Annotated in this window: 15 protein-coding genes and 1 riboswitch; of the genes, 5 read left to right on the top strand and 10 right to left on the bottom strand. The window is 66.0% G+C overall.

Annotation, left to right across the window (positions count from 1 at the left end; genetic code table 11):
- Positions 1-13 precede the first annotated feature (13 nt).
- Positions 14-934 (top strand): phosphodiesterase, encoded by a 921-nt coding sequence (locus K3M35_RS03545; RefSeq protein WP_019288141.1) that lies wholly within the window; start codon positions 14-16, stop codon positions 932-934.
- Here the strand turns inward: K3M35_RS03545 and K3M35_RS03540 are convergent.
- Entirely contained in the window at positions 931-2,403 is a 1,473-nt protein-coding gene (locus tag K3M35_RS03540; RefSeq protein WP_064060099.1) for a stealth family protein, read from the bottom strand. The genes K3M35_RS03545 and K3M35_RS03540 overlap by 4 nt on opposite strands.
- Positions 2,404-2,689: 286 nt before the next feature.
- Positions 2,690-2,781: riboswitch (TPP riboswitch) on the top strand.
- Positions 2,782-2,835: 54 nt separating this feature from the next.
- Between K3M35_RS03540 and K3M35_RS03535 the strand changes: the two genes are divergently transcribed.
- Positions 2,836-3,600 (top strand): 3-oxoacyl-ACP reductase, encoded by a 765-nt coding sequence (locus K3M35_RS03535; protein WP_033097362.1) that lies wholly within the window; start codon positions 2,836-2,838, stop codon positions 3,598-3,600.
- Positions 3,600-4,904, top strand: coding sequence for an LLM class flavin-dependent oxidoreductase (locus tag K3M35_RS03530; protein ID WP_220665993.1), 1,305 nt, complete (start codon positions 3,600-3,602; stop codon positions 4,902-4,904). The genes K3M35_RS03535 and K3M35_RS03530 overlap by 1 nt, the downstream gene beginning before the upstream one ends.
- A gap of 15 nt (positions 4,905-4,919) precedes the next feature.
- Here the strand turns inward: K3M35_RS03530 and K3M35_RS03525 are convergent, their stop codons facing one another.
- Together K3M35_RS03525 and K3M35_RS03520 are read right to left on the bottom strand one after the other, a co-directional pair.
- Positions 4,920-5,864 carry a type IV toxin-antitoxin system AbiEi family antitoxin domain-containing protein gene (locus K3M35_RS03525; RefSeq protein ID WP_259443587.1) on the bottom strand — a complete coding sequence of 315 codons (945 nt, stop codon included), beginning with the start codon at positions 5,862-5,864 and terminating at the stop codon, positions 4,920-4,922.
- 133 nt (positions 5,865-5,997) lie between these two features.
- Complete coding sequence (locus tag K3M35_RS03520) at positions 5,998-7,278, bottom strand: serine hydrolase (RefSeq protein ID WP_220665992.1); 1,281 nt, start codon at positions 7,276-7,278, stop codon at positions 5,998-6,000.
- Positions 7,279-7,458: 180 nt separating this feature from the next.
- On the opposite strand from K3M35_RS03520, the gene K3M35_RS03515 reads away from it, so the two are divergent.
- Entirely contained in the window at positions 7,459-8,505 is a 1,047-nt protein-coding gene (locus K3M35_RS03515; protein WP_220665991.1) for a zinc-dependent alcohol dehydrogenase family protein, read from the top strand.
- A gap of 12 nt (positions 8,506-8,517) precedes the next feature.
- Here K3M35_RS03515 and K3M35_RS03510 read toward each other — a convergent pair whose 3' ends face one another.
- The 5 genes from K3M35_RS03510 to K3M35_RS03490 are packed head-to-tail and all read right to left on the bottom strand — an operon-like array spanning position 8,518 to position 17,336.
- Positions 8,518-10,755, bottom strand: coding sequence for a glycoside hydrolase family 3 C-terminal domain-containing protein (locus tag K3M35_RS03510; RefSeq protein ID WP_220665990.1), 2,238 nt, complete (start codon positions 10,753-10,755; stop codon positions 8,518-8,520).
- The gene (locus K3M35_RS26595) at positions 10,752-11,945 is read right to left on the bottom strand and encodes a DUF3322 domain-containing protein (RefSeq protein ID WP_231782095.1); all 1,194 of its coding nucleotides are present in this window, start codon (positions 11,943-11,945) and stop codon (positions 10,752-10,754) included. Before K3M35_RS26595 ends, K3M35_RS03510 begins: the two co-directional genes overlap by 4 nt.
- An 11-nt stretch (positions 11,946-11,956) precedes the next feature.
- Complete coding sequence (locus tag K3M35_RS03500; RefSeq protein WP_220665989.1) at positions 11,957-15,265, bottom strand: ATP-binding protein; 3,309 nt, start codon at positions 15,263-15,265, stop codon at positions 11,957-11,959.
- On the bottom strand, positions 15,262-15,861 hold the full coding sequence (locus K3M35_RS03495; RefSeq protein ID WP_033097366.1) for a DUF4194 domain-containing protein: 600 nt from the start codon (positions 15,859-15,861) through the stop codon (positions 15,262-15,264). Before K3M35_RS03495 ends, K3M35_RS03500 begins: the two co-directional genes overlap by 4 nt.
- A complete protein-coding gene (locus K3M35_RS03490) occupies positions 15,858-17,336 on the bottom strand; it encodes a DUF3375 domain-containing protein (protein ID WP_220665988.1) in 1,479 nt (492 codons plus the stop codon). The genes K3M35_RS03495 and K3M35_RS03490 overlap by 4 nt, the downstream gene beginning before the upstream one ends.
- 199 nt (positions 17,337-17,535) lie before the next feature.
- On the opposite strand from K3M35_RS03490, the gene K3M35_RS03485 reads away from it, so the two are divergent.
- Entirely contained in the window at positions 17,536-19,305 is a 1,770-nt protein-coding gene (locus K3M35_RS03485) for a TerD family protein (protein WP_308257048.1), read from the top strand.
- Between the two features lie 68 nt (positions 19,306-19,373).
- Here the strand turns inward: K3M35_RS03485 and K3M35_RS03480 are convergent, their stop codons facing one another.
- Complete coding sequence (locus tag K3M35_RS03480) at positions 19,374-19,733, bottom strand: hypothetical protein (protein ID WP_220665986.1); 360 nt, start codon at positions 19,731-19,733, stop codon at positions 19,374-19,376.
- 26 nt (positions 19,734-19,759) lie between these two features.
- Positions 19,760-20,347 (bottom strand): DUF3558 domain-containing protein, encoded by a 588-nt coding sequence (locus K3M35_RS03475; protein ID WP_220665985.1) that lies wholly within the window; start codon positions 20,345-20,347, stop codon positions 19,760-19,762.
- Positions 20,348-20,546: the final 199 nt, after the last annotated feature.

Genomic DNA, 20,546 nt, shown 5'->3' with positions numbered 1-20,546 from the left:
GAAGTGAGAAATCATGGGCAGTTCTCCGGCCCCTGAACGAATTGCCGAATACCCCAGACCTTCGCACACGCTGCTCCACCTCACCGACACCCACCTCGTCGGTGGAGACGAACTCCTCTACGGCACCGTCGACGCCGACACCCGCCTCGGCCTGATCCTCGACGACATCCGTGCCTCCCGGGTCCGACCCGACGCCCTGGTGTTCACCGGCGACCTCGCCGATCGCGGCCAGCCCGACGCCTACCGCAAGCTCCGCGGACTCGTCGAACCACTGGCCGCAGCGCTCGACGCCGCGATCGTGTGGGCGATGGGTAACCACGACGACCGCGCGACCTTCCGTGAAGAGCTGCTCGACGAAGCGCCTCTCGGCGCACCGATCGACGCCGTCCACACCGTGGGCGGACTTCGGATCGTCAGCCTCGACACCTCGGTCCCGGGCCATCACCACGGTGAGGTGACCGACGACCAGCTCGCCTGGCTCGCCGACGAACTCTCGACACCCGTCCCGTTCGGTACCGTTCTCGCACTGCATCATCCGCCCGTGCCGAGCGTGTTCGACATGGCTGTCCTCGTCGAACTGCGCGACCAGGCCGGTCTCGCCGAAGTGCTGCGCGGCACCGATGTCCGCGCCATCCTCGGCGGTCACCTGCACTACTCGACCTCGGCCACGTTCGCGGGCATCCCGGTGTCCGTCGCCTCGTCGACCTGCTACACGCAGGACCTGAACGTCCCGGTCGGTTCGCAGCGCGGGCACGACGGCGCGCAGGGTTTCAACCTCGTGCACGTCTATCCCGACACGATCGTGCACTCCGTGGTGCCCAGCGGAAGTTACGCCACCGCCGGGCAGCCCCACACGGCCGAGGACGCGGCGCGGCGTCTGGCCGAAGCCGGCATCCGCATCCCCGAGAACCCCGACCTCACCGTTCGGATCTAACCGACGTCCGGTCGGCCCGGGTGGCCGGTCTCCCACGGTGCCGGGATCGGGTAGTACCGCTCCAGGAACTGCGTGACCTTCGCGGTGCGCAGCTCCAGGTCGACCTCGGGCGTGCTGCCGTCGTTGAGGCAGAACAGGTCGAGATTGCGGCGCGCCAGGATCGTGTCCAGATGTCGCAGACCGGACTTCACAGTGGTGTCGACGTACTCCACCTTCGCCGTGGTCTGCTGCACCGCGCGGCCGGTCAGCAGCGTGTAGTAGTGGTAGAAGGAGTTCGTCACCGAGATGTTGTCGGCCGCCCGGAACGGGCTCGCCGCCGTCGCAGCGAACTCGTCCCCGAACTCGCGTTCCATCTCCGCCATGATCGACCTGCGCAACGGGACCGGGGTGTGTTCGAGGTGCCGAGTGATGGTGACCCCGAAGCGATCCTGCAGGAGCTTGCGGTTCATGCGGGCGGAGTTCTCGAATCCGCTGCGCGACGGGTCGTTCCGACCCAGCCCGATCCGCACGTCGCACTCGATGAACTTGCTGACACCCCCGCCGGAGAAGAACAGGCTCGGGCTCACCCGGCGACCGAAGAACATGTCGTCGTTCGAGTACAGGAAGTGCTCGGACAGCCCCGGGATGTGGTGCAGTTGCGACTCGACCGCCATCGAGTTGTAGGTGGGCAGCGCTGACGGGTCGGCGAAGAACTCCTCGCTCCGCACGAACGTCACACGCGGGTCGTCGGCGAGCCACGCCGGTCGCGGCGAGTCGGTGGCGACGAAGATCCGCCGCACCCACGGCGCGTACATGTGGACCGAACGCAGGGCGTACTTGAGTTCGTTGATCTGCCGGTAGCGCGCCGGCGTGTCGTCACCTTCGCCGACGACGTAGTTCTGCATCAGCTTTGCGCGCTTGGCCTGGAACGACTTCGACGACCCGTCCACCCACGAGAACACGAGGTCGATCTCGAATGGGATGTCGCCGGGGTGGCGGTCGAACATGCCCTCGATCGTGGGCCACAGCTGTCCGTACCGCTCGACCGTCGTCCGGCGCATCTCGTCGCGCAGGGCGACCGTGCGGGTGAGGGCGTTCGGACGAGGCATGATCACCTCGTCGTCGGTGTAGGTCCACAGCTCGATGTCCACACCGTTCGACGCGCCGTACCGCAACCCGCTGGTCAGCTCGACGCGCGGGCGGAACAGCCGGAACACCCGGTCCTTCCTGTCGCGCGAGAGCCGACCGTCCGCCACCGGAACCGGGCGTCGCTTGGAGCCGACAGCCTTCGAGTAGAACGGCTCGTCGGCGCATCCCTCGGCGAGCGCGGCACGCAATCTCTTCCGATCGGCACGGTCGATCGCCAGGATCGGGCGGTCGCTGTCGTCGCGGACGAGCAGGTAGTCGATGTGCGCCCGGTCGAGGGCGCGGCGCAGGAGCAGTACGTCCTCGATCTGCGCTTCGTCGGGCGTCGTGGTGGTGATGGGGATCGCGTAGCGATCCTCGAACCATACGACGTCCTCGTGGCGCGCGGGTCCGCGGACCGGGGCACGGTCGAACGGCGGGGCGTCTCCGACCTGCTGGGAAAGGGAGACGTAGGGAGCGTTGTAGGGGGCCGGCGTGTGCGTCGGAATCTCCTTTCACGGGTCGGGGCAGGAAAGGCTCATTTTAACGCCGATCTGAGCTAAGTTCCCGGGTCGGTGATGTGACGATCCGATGAATGCCGACGCCGACAGTCTCGACGGGGTCGAGATCCCGAGGTGTAACCTGTGCGCAGGACTCGACACGGGGTGCCGGACACGGCTGAGAGAACACCCGTCGAACCTGATCTCGATTATGCGAGCGAAGGGATGCCGAGCCGGCGACAGGCCTGAGGTCTGTCGCCCTCACGCACCCTTCCCGACACAGGGAAGGCACAGAAGATGTCATTGCAGAACCAGGTCGTCCTCGTCACCGGTGCCGGTCGCGGCCTCGGCCACAGCATCGCGCAGGCGTTCGCCGACGAAGGAGCCGCCGTCGTTCTCGACTACCGGCGCAGCGGCGAGAGCGCGCACGAACTGGCCGACAAGATCGGACCCGAGCGGGCCGTCGCTCTGAAGGCCGATGTCACCGACCGCGCCGACGTCGAGTCGCTGTTCGCGCGGGCCCGCGAGCACTTCGGGCGACCCGTCACCACGGTCGTCAACAACGCCCTGCCCGACTTCTCGTTCAACGGCGACGCCCGCGCCAAGGCGGACGAGATCGGATACGCCGAATTCGGTGCCCAGTTCGACGGGGTCGTCGGTGGTGCCGTCAACGTCATCCAGGCCGCGCTGCCGGGCATGCGGGAAGCCGGCGGCGGCAGCGTCGTCAACATCGGCACCAATCTGTTCCAGCATCCCGTCGTCCCGTACCACGACTACACCGCCGCCAAGGCCGCGCTGTTGTCGCTGACCCGCACCTTCGCCGCCGACCTCGGCCCCGACGGGATCCGCGTCAACATGGTCTCCGGCGGTCTGCTGCGCACGACCGACGCATCGTCGGCGACCCCCGAAGCGGTGTTCGACCTCATCGCGTCGTCGACGCCGCTCCGGAAGGTCACCACCCCCGAGGATTTCGCGGCCGCGGTGCTGTTCTTCGCATCCGACTGGTCGCGGGCCGTCACCGGGCAGAACCTGGTGGTCGACGGAGGACTGGTGATGAACTGATGCCCGGACCACGCACCCTCCACCTCAACGCCTTCCTCTACGGCGTCGGGCACCACTCGTCGGCATGGCGGCATCCCGACTCCGCGGCCGAACGCATCGGCGACATCACGTATTTCGAGGAACTCGCACGCACCGCCGAACGCGGATGTCTCGACGCGGTGTTCTTCGCCGACGGTCACAGCGTCAACCCGAAGTACACAGCGGGCACCACCTGGTTCCTCGAACCGCTCACCACACTGTCGGCGATGGCCCGCGCGACCGAGCGCATCGGTCTGGTCACCACCGTTTCTGCAAGCTTCTTCACGCCGTTCCACGCGGCACGGATGCTGGCCTCACTCGACCACATCAGTGGTGGCCGCGTAGGAGCCAACATCGTCACCTCGATGTTCGACGAGGAAGCGCGCAACCACGGATTCGACGCGCTCCCGCCGCACACGGAGCGATATGCCCGGGCGGAAGAGTTCATCGAAGTGCTCTGCGCACTGTGGGATTCGTGGGACGACGGCGGTGTCCTCGTCGACCGGGCCGGCGGCAGGTTCCTGGACTCCTCCGCGATCCGTCCGATCCATCACCGGGGCAAGCACTTCCGCGTCGACGGTCCCCTGACCGTGCCGCGGTGCCCGCAAGGCCGACCCGTGCTGTTCCAGGCGGGGGCGTCGGAGACCGGGCGCAACCTGGCGGCCCGCCACGCCGAGGCCGTCTACTCCGTCGCGTGGGACATCACTGCGGCGCTCGAGTACGCCACCGACCTGCGCGCGCGGATCGCCGCGGCCGGCAGGGATCCCGGTACGGTCGCCATCCTGCCCGGGCTCGTCACCTACGTCGGTCGCAGCGAGGAGGAGGCGTGGGCGAAGAAGACGGAACTCGATGCGCTCCTCGACGTAGATGCTGCCATCACCCAGCTCGGCGTGTTCACGGGTCAGGACTACACCGGCCACGACCTCGACGCTCCCGTCGACGACCTGCCACCCATTGAGGAGTTCACCGGGCCGCAGGGGCGCTACGCGACGGTGCAGCGCATCATCGAGACCCGCCGTCCCACCCTGCGCGAACTGCTCGGCTACCTCGCCGCGGGTGGTGGTCACGCGACGATGATCGGTACTCCCGAGACCGTCGCCGACAGCATCGAGGAATGGTTCGCCGCGGGTGCCTGCGACGGCTTCAACCTCATGTGCCCCGCCTATCCGGATTCCCTCGACGACTTCGTCGACCTCGTCGTCCCGGAACTGCAGCGTCGCGGCCTGTTCCGGACCGAGTATCCCGGCTCGACCCTGCGCGACTCTCTCGGTCTGAAGACGGTATAGCGGAGCGCGAAGCGGTCATCGGAGCGGGTTGTAGCGCGCGCCGATGACCGTTTCGCGCTCCAGAGCAGCCCGACGTGCCTGCTGCCGACGACGTGCGCGCTCGAACCGATCGACGACGACGTGGAATCGCGACAGTTCCGCCCAGTTCCAGCGGATCACCTCCAGCCCGAGATCCCGTAGCGCATCCTCGCGCTCCTTCTCAGCAAGCAGATCGTGGCGCTCGGTGTACTTTCCGGCACCGTCGAACTCGCCGACGATGCCGAGTTCGCGCCACAAGAAGTCCACGCGGTACCGGCGTCCGTCACGAACGACGATCTCGTGCTGCAGGTCGGGCATCGGTAGACCCGCCTCGATCATGTGCAGCCGCGACAGCGACTCCCCGACACTCTCGCTCCGGCCGTCGACGAGGCGCGCGACCGACTCCGCCGCGACGATCCCGGTCCTACCTCGACATGCAGCAAGGATCCGGGGCAGGTCGAGATGCGCCGTCGGTTCCGCGCGCAACGCGGCGTCGCCGATGACGAGAGCACGTGGACGCGACAGCGTGCGCGCGACGTCGACGACGGTACGAGCGAGCGACGTGACGCGCAGACCGTCCACGTCGACGACGTCGCCGTCCAGGTCGGAGGTGTGGATGTGCAGGTCGTCGCTCACCCGGCAGCTGCGCGTCGGTGGGCGCGTGACGTGGATCCGTCTCAGCGGCGCGTCCCACACGTCGAGGCCGTGGACGACCGCGGCCGTCACATGACTGAGCGCCTCGTCGGCGTCGAAGCGGGAGCCGACGAGGCGTGCCCGGGCGAGATGAACTCCCACGGGGCCGAGGGCGTCGACGTCCTCTCGTGTCATGTACGTGCCGCGAGCGATCCTGACGAGCCCGCCGTGCCGGAGCCGTGTGCGCACCGCACGATCCGATATGCCGGCCTCGGCGAGCATCGCCCTCGTCCACACCTGTCGGGTCATGGACCCGATCTTCGGGCACGGCCGGACCCGATCCGGGGCCGTCGCACTCCGATCGCCTCGGTCTGTGGAGAACACGAATGCCTGTGGACAACCACGTGACGCGTCCGTGCTCGCCCACCGGACGCCGGTACGATCAGCCTCCCGGCGTCGGCACGGGAGTGCTTTCCTCCGCTCCGGGAGCGCGTGCCGGATCGCTCGGCGCCTGATAATCGGAGCCGTAGAAGATCGGCAGGATGCCCTTGACGAGGGTCAGCGCCGAACCTTCACCCGACGGCACCGTCGACAGATTCGTGGCGATGACGATCGTCAGGTCGGTGTCGGGGTCGTGTCCCATGAAGGTCATGAAGCCGGGAAGCTGACCGTCGTGCCCGAGCAGGGGACCGAACTGCGCCATGCCGAGTCCGTATCCGGCGGTTCCCCCGCCCACCGACTGCACGCTGTCGAGCCGGGTATTCTGCATCTGCTCATCGAGCAGACCGCCGCCGACCAGTGCCTTCACATAAGTGGTCATGTCGTCGACGGTGGAGATTGCGGCGCCCGCGGTCCACGCCCAGGAGGGATTGTCGTCGGTCACGTCATTCGGCTTCAGTGTTCCGGCGACCGCTGCGGCCTGCTGGTCGTCCGGCAATTCGAAGGTATCGATGGTGGAGACGTTGGTGCCGAACATGTAGCCCCGCGGATGCGGATCCGGGATCGAGGCGTCCTCGATCGCCGGGAACGAGGTGTTCGCCAATCCGAGCGGAGCGAAGATCCGCTCGTCGAACGCCTCAGCGACCGGCATGCCGGTCAGTTCCTCCACGACGAGTCCGAGGAGCACCGTGTTGGTGTTGCTGTATTCGAACTGTTCGCCGGGCGAGAAGTTCACCGGCTGGGCGAACGCGATCTGCAGCAGTTCCTCCTGCGTCCACACCTTCTCGGGTTCGCGGTCCAGTGTCGCGTTGAAATCCGGATCGAAGGTGTAGCTGTACAGGCCGCTCCGCATCTCGGCGAGCTGCGCGAGGGTGATGGTGTCGCCGTTCGGGACACCGTCGATGTACTTAGATATCGGGTCGTCGAGCGACAGGCGACCTTCCTGCACCAGCTGCAGGATGGCGGTGACCGTCATCGTCTTCGTGTTGCTCCCGATCCGGAAATGATCGTCGGCGGAGATCGGATCGTCGGTGTCGAGGGCGGACGTGCCGAACGTGCCGGTCCAGTCGCCGCGGTCGGGGGAGCTGATCTGGACCACCGCGCCGGGAATGGCGTTGTCGCGCATCAACTGCTCGACGGTCGATTCCAGCTCGGCCACGTACTCGGGCTGAGCTTGATCGGAGGAGGTCGGCGACGGTGTGGATTCGGGCTCGGTGGTATCGGAACTGCACGCCGAAGCGGCCAGTACGACCACAGCCACGAGTGAGGTTGCGAGTGTCTTCATCGATCGTCTGCTTTCGGGATCGGTGGTCCCCCAAAGAGCAGGGGACTCTGTGGTGGTGTCACGAATCCGGACATGTCCCACTGTCGAGGTGAATTTTTCACCCCCTCCGAACGATTCCGATCGCAGTGTCCCTCATGTCATCCTTGGAACAGGGCCGAATCCGTGTACGGAGGTCAGATCATGAAGGCACTGGTGTTCCACGGGCCGGGGAAGCGATCCTGGGAGGACGTTCCCGACGCAACCATCCAGGACAGTACGGACGCGATAGTGCGGGTCGACGCGGTCACCATCTGCGGCACCGACCTGCACATCCTCGGAGGGGATGTGCCCGAGGTGACCGACGGCCGGATCCTCGGCCACGAGGCCGTCGGCACCGTGGTCGAGGTGGGGGACGGAGTGCAGACACTCGCTCCCGGCGACCGAGTGCTCGTCTCGTGTATCACCGCGTGCGGTACGTGCCGCTTCTGTCGCGAGAGCCGATACGGGCAGTGCCTCGGAGGCGGCGGCTGGATCCTCGGGCACCTGATCGACGGCACCCAGGCCGAACTGGTCCGAGTTCCGTACGCCGACAATTCGACCCACCGCATTCCCGACGGCGTGAGCGACGAGCAGATGCTCATGCTCGCCGACATTCTGCCCACCTCCTACGAGGTCGGCGTCCTCAACGGCCGTCTCCGGCCGGCGGACGTCGTCGTCATCATCGGAGCCGGCCCCATCGGGCTCGCTGCGATCCTCGCCGCACGACTGTTCAGTCCGAGCCGCATCGTCGCCGTCGACCTCGCCGACAGCCGGCTCGACGCGGCGAAGGCATTCGGGGCGAACATCGTGGTCAACAGCGGTCGCGACGACGTCGCGACGGTCGTTCGCGATCTCACTGGAGGTCTCGGCGCAGACGTCACGATGGAGGCCGTCGGCTATCCGGAGACGTTCGAACAGGCGGTCGCGCTCGCTCGGCCGTGCGGACACGTCGCGAACATCGGCGTGCACGGCAAACCTGCGACCCTGCACCTCGAGGACATCTGGATCAAGAACCTGACGATCACCACCGGCCTGGTCGACACCTACTCGACGCCCACACTGATCGGTCTCGTGAGCACTGGTCAGCTCGACACGTCGCCGATGATCACGCACCGGTTCGCGCTCGACGAGTTCGAACAGGCCTACGACGTGTTCTCTCGCGCCGGCGAAACCGGTGCGTTAAAGGTGCTCCTCACCGCCGGTTCGTGACCGGCTCTGCCTTCACTCCTGCTGGTTGACCACATCGAGAAGTTGCTGGATCTGTTCCGACTCGACCCCTGGAGCGAATCCGGCGAGGCGACCGAGCGGCATCGACGCTGCCATCTTCAGAACACTCTCGTCGACCCCGACCTCGCCGCCGAGCGAACCGAACGCCTGCAGGACGATCTCGGCGGCCGCGGGGTTCTGGAACAGTTCTCCGAGAGACGACTCCATCGTCAGCGGAATTCGCACCGCGTCGCCCGTCATGTCGACGGTGAACGTCTGCCGGATGTCGCGGCTCGACGCACCGATGTCGATGCTGTACGTGCCACCTTCGACCACCCAGGAATCGACGCGGGTGTCCCAGTAGGCGAGGTCGTCGCGTCGGATACTCACGGCCACACGTTGCGATTCGCCGGAATCCAGACGGACCTTGGTGAAGCCCTTCAACTCTCGCGGCGCCCGAGCAACGGACGAACCGGGTGCACCGGCGTACACCTGCACGACCTCGGCGCCCGCACGCCCACCCGTGTTGGTGACGGTGACGTGCACCGTGAGATCGCCGTCGGATTCCACAGCGGCATCGGAATATTCGAACGTCGTGTACGACAAGCCGTGACCGAAGGGGAAGGACACGTCGAGGCGACGCGCGTCGTACGAGCGGTATCCGACGAACAATCCTTCTCCGTACCGCACGTGGCCGTGTTCGCCCGGGAAGTTCGTGTGCGCCGGGGTGTCCTCGAGCCGGATCGGGACGGTCTCCGCGAGGCGGCCGCTCGGATTCGCGTGCCCGTAGAGCACGTCGGCGACGGCGCCCCCACCGGCCTGCCCGAGCAGCCACCCTTCCACGATCGCAGGAACACGGTCGGCGAAGCCGCTGAGCCGCACGACACCGCCGTTCGACAACACGACGACGACGTTCGGGTTCGCCGTCAGCACAGCATCGAGCAGCGCGGTTTGACGCTGCGGGAGTTCAAGGTCGTCGCGGTCGAAACCTTCGGATTCGAGTTCGGCGGGTACACCGAGGAACACGACCGCGATATCGGCGTCTGCGGCACGCTTCACTGCCTCATCGACGAGTTCGGCCGAGTCCGATCCGTCGAGCGCGTAACCGGCGGCGAAGGGAACGTCCCGGCCGGACAGCGACCGGATCTCGTCGAGCGCGTTGTCGAGGCGCGTCGGTTCGATCCGGGACGATCCAGCGCCCTGGTAGCGCGGCGTGCGGGCCAGTTCGCCGATCACCGCAATGTTCGCGTCGGTGGCGAGGGGGAGCAGGTCGTTCTCGTTGCGGAGCAGCACGATGCTCTGCGCGGCCACCTCGCGTGCGAGGGCGTGATGGGCATCGGCGTCGAAGGTCGCGCCGGGATCGGACGCAGCGACGGCCTTCTGCACCAGTTCGATCACCCGCGCGGCTGCCGTGTCGAGGACCGATTCGTCGACCGTGCCCGCCCGTACCGCCGCGACGATCTCGGCGTCCGTACGACCTCCTGTGGACGGCATCTCGAGATCCAGACCTGCCGCGAGGGACGCGACGCGGTCGTCGACAGCACCCCAGTCGCTCACCACCAGACCCTCGAAACCCCACTCGCCGCGCAGGACGTCGGTGAGCAGCCACGGGTTACGGGACGAGTACACCCCGTTGATCCGGTTGTACGAGCACATCACCGTCCACGGCTGCGCGTCGCGCACGACCCGCTCGAAGGCACGCAGATAGATCTCCCGCAGTGGACGCGGGTCGATGTCGGCGGAGACCCGCATGCGGTCGGTCTCCTGGTTGTTCGCCGCGAAATGCTTGAGCGACGCGCCGACACCCTGCGACTGCAGGCCGCGCACGAGCGCGGCGCCCAGAACACCGGAGAGCAGCGGGTCCTCAGACAGGTATTCGAAGTTCCGCCCGCACAGCGGGGAGCGCTTGATGTTGATACCGGGCCCGAGCAGGACACCGACCTGCAGTGCACGGGCCTCCGCGCCCAACGCCGCGCCGACGCGCTCGAGCAACTCCGGGTCGAAAGAACATCCCAGGGCGACGGCAGGCGGGAAGCAGGTCGCGGGCACGGACGAGTGCAGACCGAGATGGTCGCCCTCGGCGGTCTGCTTCCGCACACCGTGCGGCCCGTCGGTAAGCATGATCGAGGGGATGTTCTCGCGCGCAACCGGTTCGGTGTGCCAGAAGTCGAGGCCGCTGGTGAGCGACGCCCTCTCCTCGACGGTCAGTCGCGCCACGATCTTGAGGGGTGAGCGGAGGGCCGGTTCGGTCATGAGACTCCTTCTCCAAGCGCGGTCGGATCCATCCTGGTCGAGTCTCGATCATGTCCGATCGCGCCGGTGAAGGCGCGGGCAAGTTCCTCCATCACGTGCGGCCACGGAATCCGCTCCTGCTCGAGGCGGAGTCGTTCCACGCGCAACCGCGTGAAGACCTCATTTTCCGCGGGCGTCAGTCGCATCGGCACGTGCGAGCTGGGGGACGGTTCCTCTACCGCGAGAGCACTCCACGCTTCCAGGGTGTGGAGGTCCATGAGGAAACTGCGCACGTCAGGCAGGTAAGCGCGGAAACGGTCGAGAATCACGAAGCCGTGCGTGTCGAGATCACCCCAGTAAACGACATCCGAGTCGGCGAGCCAGGATAGTGCGGCCAGTTCGTGCACTGCGTAACCACTGCCGTGTACGGCCACGGTGCCCGGCAGATCAGGCAGCGCATGGAGGCCCTCTTTGTTCTCGAGGACCAGTATGCGCTCCGGGTGGAGCGGCAACTCGGCGAGCTCGTCCAGCGGCGCTGCACAATGTCGCGGTGCCGTGGGTAGCAAGGTGCGGTCACAAACCGCAATTTCGCACAATCGAGGCACCGAACGCACACCGAGGTCACGATTCCCCACAGCGCCTTCGAGAAGTACCTCGACCAGTCCGCGATGCCGCGAAATCCACTTGGTATCCACACCGGGCACCGGAAGCTGCCGAATGAAAACGTCCGAAGCCGGATGGTCGGCCAGCCACCGGACCACGCCGACAAGGCGCACGAAGTCGGCTTCGCCGAGTTCGAGCCACCGTGAAAGCGTCGAGCCGATCGCGTCGGCAAGCGCGGGGGTACCGGGTGCCAGAATCTCCACCAACTGCACCCGCCGGGCGGTGAGCCTGTGCCATTCGGACATCCGGCCTGCCGCGGCGGCAATCTCACCGGGACCTGCAAACACGACCCGCACCGGCACATCCTGCGTGCCGAAGCTCGGCCAGCGCCGCGTCTCCCAGTGCACGCGACCGATTCCGCGGTGCATCTGCCAGGCGCGCACCCATGCGACCACGGCGTCGGGATCCTCCGCGACCTGCCGTTCCGAGGGTGGGTGCAACGCAATCGACAGTGAATCGGATTCGGCTGCAATTGGATCGGCCACCCACTTGCTGCGACGATTCCGGTAGGCCGTCTCTGCCCTGGTACTTACGGCTGACGGCGGCACGCACACTGTACTCACTCGCGGGGCTCCTCCGCGCTGCGGATCGGCAACAAGGCCAGCTGCGAGTACTTCTTGTCCCTGATGCTCACCGCGGCCACCCCATCAATGTAATCGTCGAGGGTTTGCAGCAACTTCAGCGGCGTCGCGAGCACCATATGGAAACCGAATCGGGTGAACACGTCGAGTGCTCGCCGCGTGTACGCAGGATCTGCACGGTCGAATGCCTCGTCGAGGATCACTGTGCCGTAGCGCGGCAACTCTTCCCCCGATGCCGCCAGCTGATAGCGCAGGGCGGCGGCGAGACAGAAGAACACCAGTTTCTGGGCCTGCCCACCCGACAGGCCGGAGCTGGAGTCGTGGAAATTGACGTCCACGCCCTCCCCGTCGACCTCGACTCCGATGAAGCCGACGTGCAGGCGGGTGTCCAGTACCAACTGCCGCCAGCGCCGGTCGGCGGGTTCGCCCGAGTCGAGGCGTTCGAGGATCCGCTCCATCTGTTCGAACCGTTGCTCGGCGGCGACCCGGTCCTCTTCCTTGAACGAGCCGCTGACAATGCGCTGCAGTTCCGCGAGGAAATCGGCCGCGGCAGGCGAACGCCGATCCTTCACATCGATCCGCAGAGTCCGGTCGGTGTCGAACGGAGAACGCCGGAGCGATTCGTTCACCGGCTCGATACGGGAACGGATCTCGCCCGGTGCCCTGCGGATCGCGCGGGCCAGCTCTCCGATGTTGCGGCTCGATTGGTCGTTGAGTAGCCGGAAGAACTCGTCCTCGTATGCGGGTAATCCGTCGTTGCGCAGTCGAGTGAGCACCGCGAGAGCATCGTCTACGTACTCTGCGTCGGAGCGCATCTCGGCGCGTCGTGACTCCCATTCGGCGAGATAGGCGGTGAGGATCGCGGTGATGCGCCGCTCGGCGTCCGTGGTTCTCGTGAGCGCCGCACGGTGCTCGTCCGTGATGGTTCGTCCGACGGTATGCAGTAACCGGTCGATGTTCTCGCTCGTCGGTCGACGTGCGGCAGCATCGAAGCGTGCGCGGATGCGCTTGTCGATCCCGTCGGGAACCGCCGAATCGGCGTGTGCTTCCACTTCTGCAAGCCGCTGCCGAGTGTGCTCCACATCGCCACGGTGGCGTTCGAGACCGGATCCGGCTGCGGTATACGCTGCGCGGGCCTCCTTCTCCTCGGTTTCCGCACGGGCAAGATCGAGCGTGAGCGAGGCGTACTCGGCATTGCCCTGCAACCATCCCTCGAGTCGATGCTCGATCGCGCCAACCGCTGCCTCGGCCGCTTCGACGTCGATGTCGGCCCAGGTCGTGTCGAGGATGATCTCCGCCGCGTGTCGACGCTGCTGTACCGTGCACTCTGCGTGCTCGAGCAACTCCTGCCGACGTTGCAGGCGGGCGATCTCGGATTCGACCTCGCCGATGCGGCGACGCAGATCGGAGAGCTTGGTTTCGTTGTCGAACCCGAGCACCCATCGGCTGCGGTCGTCGACGCGGTACCTGTCGTCCTTCTCGTGCCGCTCGCCGCCGTGCTTGACCTGACCGGCCCGGGTCACGCCGCGCGGCACACCTCTCAGGTCGTCGACGGTCGCCACGCACGCATAGTCGAAACGCTCGGCGAGGTGGTGCTGCAGCCACGCTGCCAGCGGTCCCGGCCGCACGTCCAGTTTTCGAACCAGCGATTCGTCACCGCTCGCCGGGGTGGCAGGTCGGCCAGAACGAGTACGCACCCGGCGGTACACCAACCGGGTGCCGAGATGCTGCGCGTCGACCACTGCTGCAACGCGTGAATAATATTCGTCGGGTACGAGCATCGTGCGAGCAAGCCCGCCGAGTACGCGCTCGATGGGGCCGGTCCACTCGGCATGCTCGGAGCGCACTTCGAGGAGTTCGCCCGCGAAGTGCAACATGTCTTCGCTGAGACCAGCTGCGGTGCAGACCAGTTCGCGTATCCGCAGTAGAGCGGGATCGAGATTGGAGCGTCGCCGGGCGAGCAGCTCTCGGTCGGCGATGAGTTGTCGGTGTTCGGAACGCAGTGTGCCGAGTGCTCGCACCACCTCGTACACATCGTTTCTGCGTGTACCGACTGTCGCGTCGAGCTCACGCAACTCCGTTTCGAGCTGGGCTCGCAGATGCGCGAACTCCTCAGCGGTGGTCGGTGCCTCTGCTTCCCACGATCCGACGGCGGTGTCGAACCTGCTCCGTGACTGTACGGTCCGAGTCAGGTCGGCTTCCGCCGCGTCGCGTTGCAGCCTGAGAGTGGACAACCGTCCACCGTCGGTGGTTTCGAGCCGCACCCGCAGATCGAGGGTGCGCTCGGCCGCGCGCTCGGCTTCGACCGAGGTCTTGTCGACGGTAGTCTGCAACAGTCCGATCTGTGCGTAGGCCTCGTCGAGCTTCTCTCGTAGCAGATCCACCGTCATCCGGGCATGCACGGCGTCGAGGTGGTCGTTCTCTTCCTGTAGTTCGCGTTGTTGCTGGAGGCCTCGGCGGCGAACCTCCGCGAGACCGACAAGGGGATCGAGTGCCTCGACTTGCCGACGCGCGTCGACGACGACACGGTGCGCCTCGCGCAGGTCGCGGAACTGGGACGTCGCGCGATCGGCCATCGCGAAGGTGTCGGGTTCGTCGAGCATGTAGTCGCGCAGCAACTGATCGAGACTGTTCAGACTCTTGGCCGACAGTGTTCGGTGCAACAACCGTTGGGCCGCCTCCGACGAAATGCCCAGCTTCGCGCGGAAGGCGCGAGCGAACGCCGTGTAACTGGGATTGACAGTAGCCCCGGGCCAACGCTTTCGGATGCCCCGGGTGTCGATACCGCGGCCGGCGAACGGCTCGAGATCGATCAGGTCGAAATCAAAATCGAAGATCAGATGCAGGTGAGAGACATCGTTGTTCGCGTTGGCTCCACGCCGCAGGTGCATGAGCTTGACGAGCGTCACGGGCGCGGCACCGTCGCCGGTGCGGTAGGTGAGCGCGACGGCACTCCAGGTGGCGCCCGTACGTAGATAGGAAGCGGTCAGGGAGTCGGTATCGACGTCGGCTTCGCGCCGCCACGCACCGCGGATGTAACTGACGAAGTTGCGCCCGGAACCGGCCGCGGATTCCTGCGCGGCCGCGTTGAATCGGACACTGCCGCCCGGCATGAGCACCGTGGAGATCGCATCGATGAGAGTGGATTTTCCGGATCCCGACGCGCCGGTGATCAGGAAACCCTTGCGCGCAATCGGAATGTCGTGGTGACCGTGTAAGGTTCCCCAATTCACCACCTGCACGCGGGCAAGCCGGAACTGGGACGGGTGGGGAGGGGTGGCCGTCACGGCTGACTCTCCGCGACGATGTGCCGGAACTCCGCTTCCACAGCAGCAACCTGATCGGCATCGAACAACTGCCGCAACACCGGAGAGACTTCCATCCGACCCTCCGTCGACGTCGACGCGAGAAGGCTGTACTTCTTCAACTTCTCCCACGAAGCGTTGACCCTGCGCCGGAAACCGGCCGGGTCGGTACTCGTGGCCGCACGGTACATCTCGAGCTGCCCGGCCATTTCGTCGAAATCGACGATGACCCGATCACCGGGTTGTGCGCGGAGGAGCAGCTGCCGCAGCGACAACAGCATCACGGTGTCCATGAATGTCAATCGCTCGGTGCGCAACACTGCGGGGGCCTTGTGATCGCCGGTTTCGGCGGGACGGGTGAATGCGAGCTGTTCGTCCTCGTCGACGACGAGATCGAGAAACACATCGGCCAACCGAGAACGCAGCACGCGCTCGTCGCGGATCACCGTCCGCCACACCTCGGGATGCTTGCCGGCGGTAATGAGCGGACCCTTGAGGAGCTGGACCAATGCGCGCCGGGTGTCGAGTTCGAGTTCGCCGGTGTCGCCGGGATACAGCCCGGTCGTGGTGTCGGTCATAGGCTGTCCTGTTCCAAGGTGGTGAAGGCAGGATCGGTGGGATCGAACAGATGCCGGCGTACCGTGGCCACCCGTTCGACGCCGGATGGGGAGCTCCAGCAAATCTCCTCATCGCCCTCCACGCGGTGTCCGTGCTCGACGGCGAGAACCAGAAGCCCGATGGCGCTTGCCAACCCTTGGGTTGCGGGATGTTCGCGCAGGACCTCGCCGATCGTCGCGCTACCGCGCACGCGCAGTGTGGCCGCTATGCTACCGACCAGCTCTTCCATGTCGATTTCCGATTCGCGGACGATCCGCCGCAGATCGTCGAGGTCGACCTCACCTGGCGTCTGCGACACCACCGGTTCGGACACCAGATCGTCTGCGGGATTGTGCAACTGTAATGCCGCGACCGATTCGATACTCATGCCGATCCGCACCAGGTCGAGGTCGAGCGGTTCATAAGGCTTGCGGTGGGGTGCCACCTGCAGAGCGTGCTGTTGCGCCGAGCGCAACAGACGTTGCAATCGGCGATGTTCCTCGTAATGGCGGGACTGCACGAAATGCCGCAGTGAGCGTGACAGCGACGTCATCGTCGCATGCACTTCGCCACCTGCGTCCTCCATCTCGGTGAGCAAGGATCGGAACCGATGACGTTGCTCGGGAGACAGGCTTCGGGCGAACGGACGAGTCAGTACCGCCTCGATCCAGTCGTCGAGCTGTGCAGACCGTTCACGATCGATGATCATGTCGTAGAACCCGGTGAAGCTGCGTCCTGCATCGGAACTGCCGATGAGGTCGACACCTCGGAAGACCTCGCCCAGAGTGTCGCCGCGGTCGCCTTCGTCGTCGAGGATCCGTGCGCGCAACTCGCGATTGAGCCCTTCGAGTTCGGCCCGTACTCGTGCGAAATCCCCGGGGATCTCGCCGGCAAGCGCGAGGATCTCCGACACGCGTTCCGCGGCCCGTGGGCCATCGAGGACAGGGAAGTCGCCGGATTCCACCGCTGCGATCTGCCGGTCGAGTGCGTCGCGCTCGGCCCGCAGCGTTGCCAGACGGGTTTCGCTCCGTGGGTCCGAATCGCGAGCCAGCGCCTGCAACTGGCTCGACAGGGTTGTCAGTCGTGATTCCGTGATCGAACTGGTGTCGGTCGTCAGTTGCGCAACGAAATTCAGTGCGACGAATGCGGACTCGGTCGGCTCCAGCGTCTCTTCGCGCGAGCCCGTATCGGCACGTCGGAGCAGAAATCCGGCGCGCACCCAATCTGCGCAGTAGGCCTGGGCGGTGCGTGGAAGGTCGAATCCCTGGTCGCGGAGGTCCTGCAGGTCTGCGTCGAGGCGGGCGAACAGTTCGGGGGCGGGAAGTCGCCGGGTTCCCCGATCGAAGTGTCGTCCCAGCATCCCGAGGATTGCGGGGGCGTGGTCGGCGCGCAGCAGCGTCCACGCGGCGTGCTGATCGCGCAGCCGCGTCAGGCGGTACAGGTCGGCAGTCGACACAGCTTCCCTCTCGCTTCGATCGCGCCCATGGTGGCACACGCCTACGACAACCGTCTCCTACGGGATCGGCTCGATGTCGGGGCGGTGACGACAGTGTCGGTAACAAGGGCCACAATGTCCGACCGTGTCGGTTTTCGTCGGGGGATGAAAGCGATCGGAGGATGACGTGATCGAAGTGCATGCACCGGCGGAGGGGTCCGTGACGTTGCCCCGCGACCATCGATGGGTGGTGGTCGACGTCGAGACCTCGGGTGTGCGTCCCAACGCCCACAGGGTCCTGAGCGTGGCCGCCCTCGTGTTGCGCGAGGACGGGTCCGCCGAGCGAGAGTTCTCGACTCTCGTCGACCCCGGCTGCGACCCGGGACCGGTGCACATCCACAACCTCACGCGGGAGCGCCTCACCGGGTCGCCGCGCTTCGAGGACATCGCCGGCGAACTCGCCGGGATTCTCGACGGCGCCACACTCGTCGCCCACAACGCGTCGTTCGACTACGGATTCCTCGACGCCGAGTTCCGTCGGGCCGGCACCTCGATGCCGGCGGAGCACCGTCTGTGCACGCTCGCGTTGTCGCGCCGGCTCGAACTCGACGTCCCCAACTACCGGTTGGCCACCCTCGCGCAGCACTGGCAGGTCCAGCAGTTGCAGGAGCACGACGCCTACGACGACGCGCGCGTCCTGTCGGAGATATTCCTGCGCAGCGCCGCCATGGCCGACAACCTGCAGTTGCCGCTACCCGTCGTGAACTGCCGCAGCCGCAAGTCGGTGTATCCCGCATCCGTTCCGCGGGTCGCGTGCCAGTGGAAGAACCCGGGTCGTCTCGGCGACGACGGCCTCGTCCAGGGCATGAAGGTCGTGATCAGCGGCTCCACCGTCACTCCGCGGGTCGCACTCGCGAACCGGCTGACCGACGCCGGACTCGACGTGATGAACAACGCGAGCAAACAGACCAGCGTCGTGGTGTGCAACGACCCGACCGTGCAGACCGCCAAGGTCCGCAAGGCGATGGCCGAAGGCATTCCCGTGATCAGCGAACAGCAGCTCGAGGAGCTGTTGGCGCGGGTGAGTCCGGGCGAATCGAAGGTTGCGACCGTCGTCGACATCATCCCGCCACCGGAACCACAGGTCGCGGTGGTGCCCCCGGTCCGGCCGCCGACCGGACAGAAGCCCAAGCTGTGGACCGGACGTAAGGTACTGCTGCTCGGCGGCACGCACCTGCAGGCCGTCATGATGCGCTCGCGCCTCACTCAGCTCGGTGCCCGGCCGGCCCTCAACTTCACGGCCGCCGTCACCGACGTGCTGGTCCTCGAAGGGGGAGAGGCCGACAAGCGGATGGCGCGGGTCGCGGCGCGCGAGCTGCCCGTCCTGCGACCCGACGACGTCGATGCCGCGGTGGAGAACGGAGTGGTGCCCCCGCACATGCGGGCGGAGTCGCGGCTCACGGCGCCGGTGCTGTCCCGCGGTGAGGTGACCGACCTGCCGTCCGACAGTCACCGCTGGGCCGTGAACGTCGCCTGGAAAGCCGAAGCCGTCGGCGACGAATTCGATCTCGACATTGTGGCCTTCCTGCTCGGCGCCGACGAGAAGGTCGACACCGACGACGACTTCGTCTTCTACAACAACCCGCTCTACGACGACGGCGTCATCGAACTGACCATCGACGGTTCGAGTGAGCACTGCATCCGCGTCGACCTCGCGGAACTTCCCGCCGAATGCGAACGCATCGCCATCGCAGCGGCCATCGACGGCAACCGCACCTTCGGCGAACTCGGCGCGGTATCGGTCGCGGTCGACAGTGAGACCGGCACCGCCGCGACCTTCGTGCTCGACGCCGGGACCACCGAACGCACCATGGTGCTCACCGAGATCTACCGCCGAGCCGACAAGTGGCGGCTGCGCGCGGTGGGGCAAGGATACGACGACGACCTCGCAGCCCTCGCCCGCCGGTACGGGGTGGAGGTCGACGACTGATTTCTGCTTCGTCGTTCGGGCGGAGATCAGCTGAGCGTGGCGGAGCACGAAACGGTCGTCGGTTCGCGCTATCGCGCGCTCTGATGGCCGTTTCCCGCTCCGTTGTCGGGGTCGGTGGCGGCGAGTTGTCGGGCCCAGTCGGCTTCGGTGTCGAGGAAGGCTTCGCCGCCGGTAGCGAAGGCGTCACGGAGTTTCCTCAATGCTTGAATGAATTGTTTGACGCGTTCGTGAGCTGACTCCGGAGTGCCCATGGCTTTACGCTTGTAGCCGGCTGCGAGCTGTTGGGCGGATTCGAAGTCACCGAATCCGCGAACGTCGGTGAGCTTCGCTGCCGTCGCCTGTGTACCGTCGAACTCTGCGAGCATCACCTCGCAGATCCGCAGGATCTCGTCAACTACATGTGGTTCCAGCCTGGTGAATTCGGGCATTGTAACCTCTCGACTTGGCAGGCGAATCAGCTAAGGATTTGCCGTTCGACTGCGGCTACCAGTTCCTCGAAGTCAGCGCACCATTCCTCTACAAGGGCGTTGCCGGGTCGCTCGGTATGGAGGATTCGCGTGAACATGACGATTCCGAACTCGGTTTCGAGAACGTACTTGCACGTGTCGCTCCGGTTCGTGTCGATTTCGAGCAACGCGCGACGATCGTTGATAGTCAACGTTGTTGCGATGTGCCTGTTGTTGTCGAGTTCTTCCGTGAGGGAGACGTTTCCAGCAAGAATGTTGAGACTATAACCGCGTCGTACACCGGGGACTTGGTTGCGGTCTCGGTACGTGCATCCAAGGAAGGTGTACGTCCCCATCGGCATGTCCGCGATTTCCTTCTTGGCCGCGTCGTACCCGGCCGCGTTCATGACGTCGTCGGGGATGTCGTAGCAGGGGTCGAAGGTGACGGGGGGTCTGCCGGAGTCGTCGGTGATGCGCGGGGTCCGGGTGGCCGACGTGGAAGCCTCGTCGCTCGTGGCCGGCTCCGCCGAACCCGGACTGCACGCCGTCGCCACTACCGCCAGTGCTGCGAGCGCGGCTGTTCCCCACCTGCCCATGCGACCCCCTGATCGATTTGTCGGCAGACGCTAACACAACGGCTCGGCCCAGCACTCCGGAGCGCGAACTAGTCACAAGAGCGCGTTGTAGCGCGCTCCGATGACCGTTTCCTGCTCCGCGCGCCCATAGGTATCTGCAAGGTGGCCTGATTCGCAGGATCGGATTGATTGTGATCGCAATCGCAGATACTGTCTGCAC

It is taken from the genome of Rhodococcus sp. DMU2021, from assembly GCF_019641445.1.
Classification (GTDB): Bacteria; Actinomycetota; Actinomycetes; order Mycobacteriales; family Mycobacteriaceae; genus Rhodococcus; species Rhodococcus pyridinivorans.
Note: the sequence above shows the minus strand (reverse complement) of the source record. Positions and strands in the feature narration are given on the sequence as shown.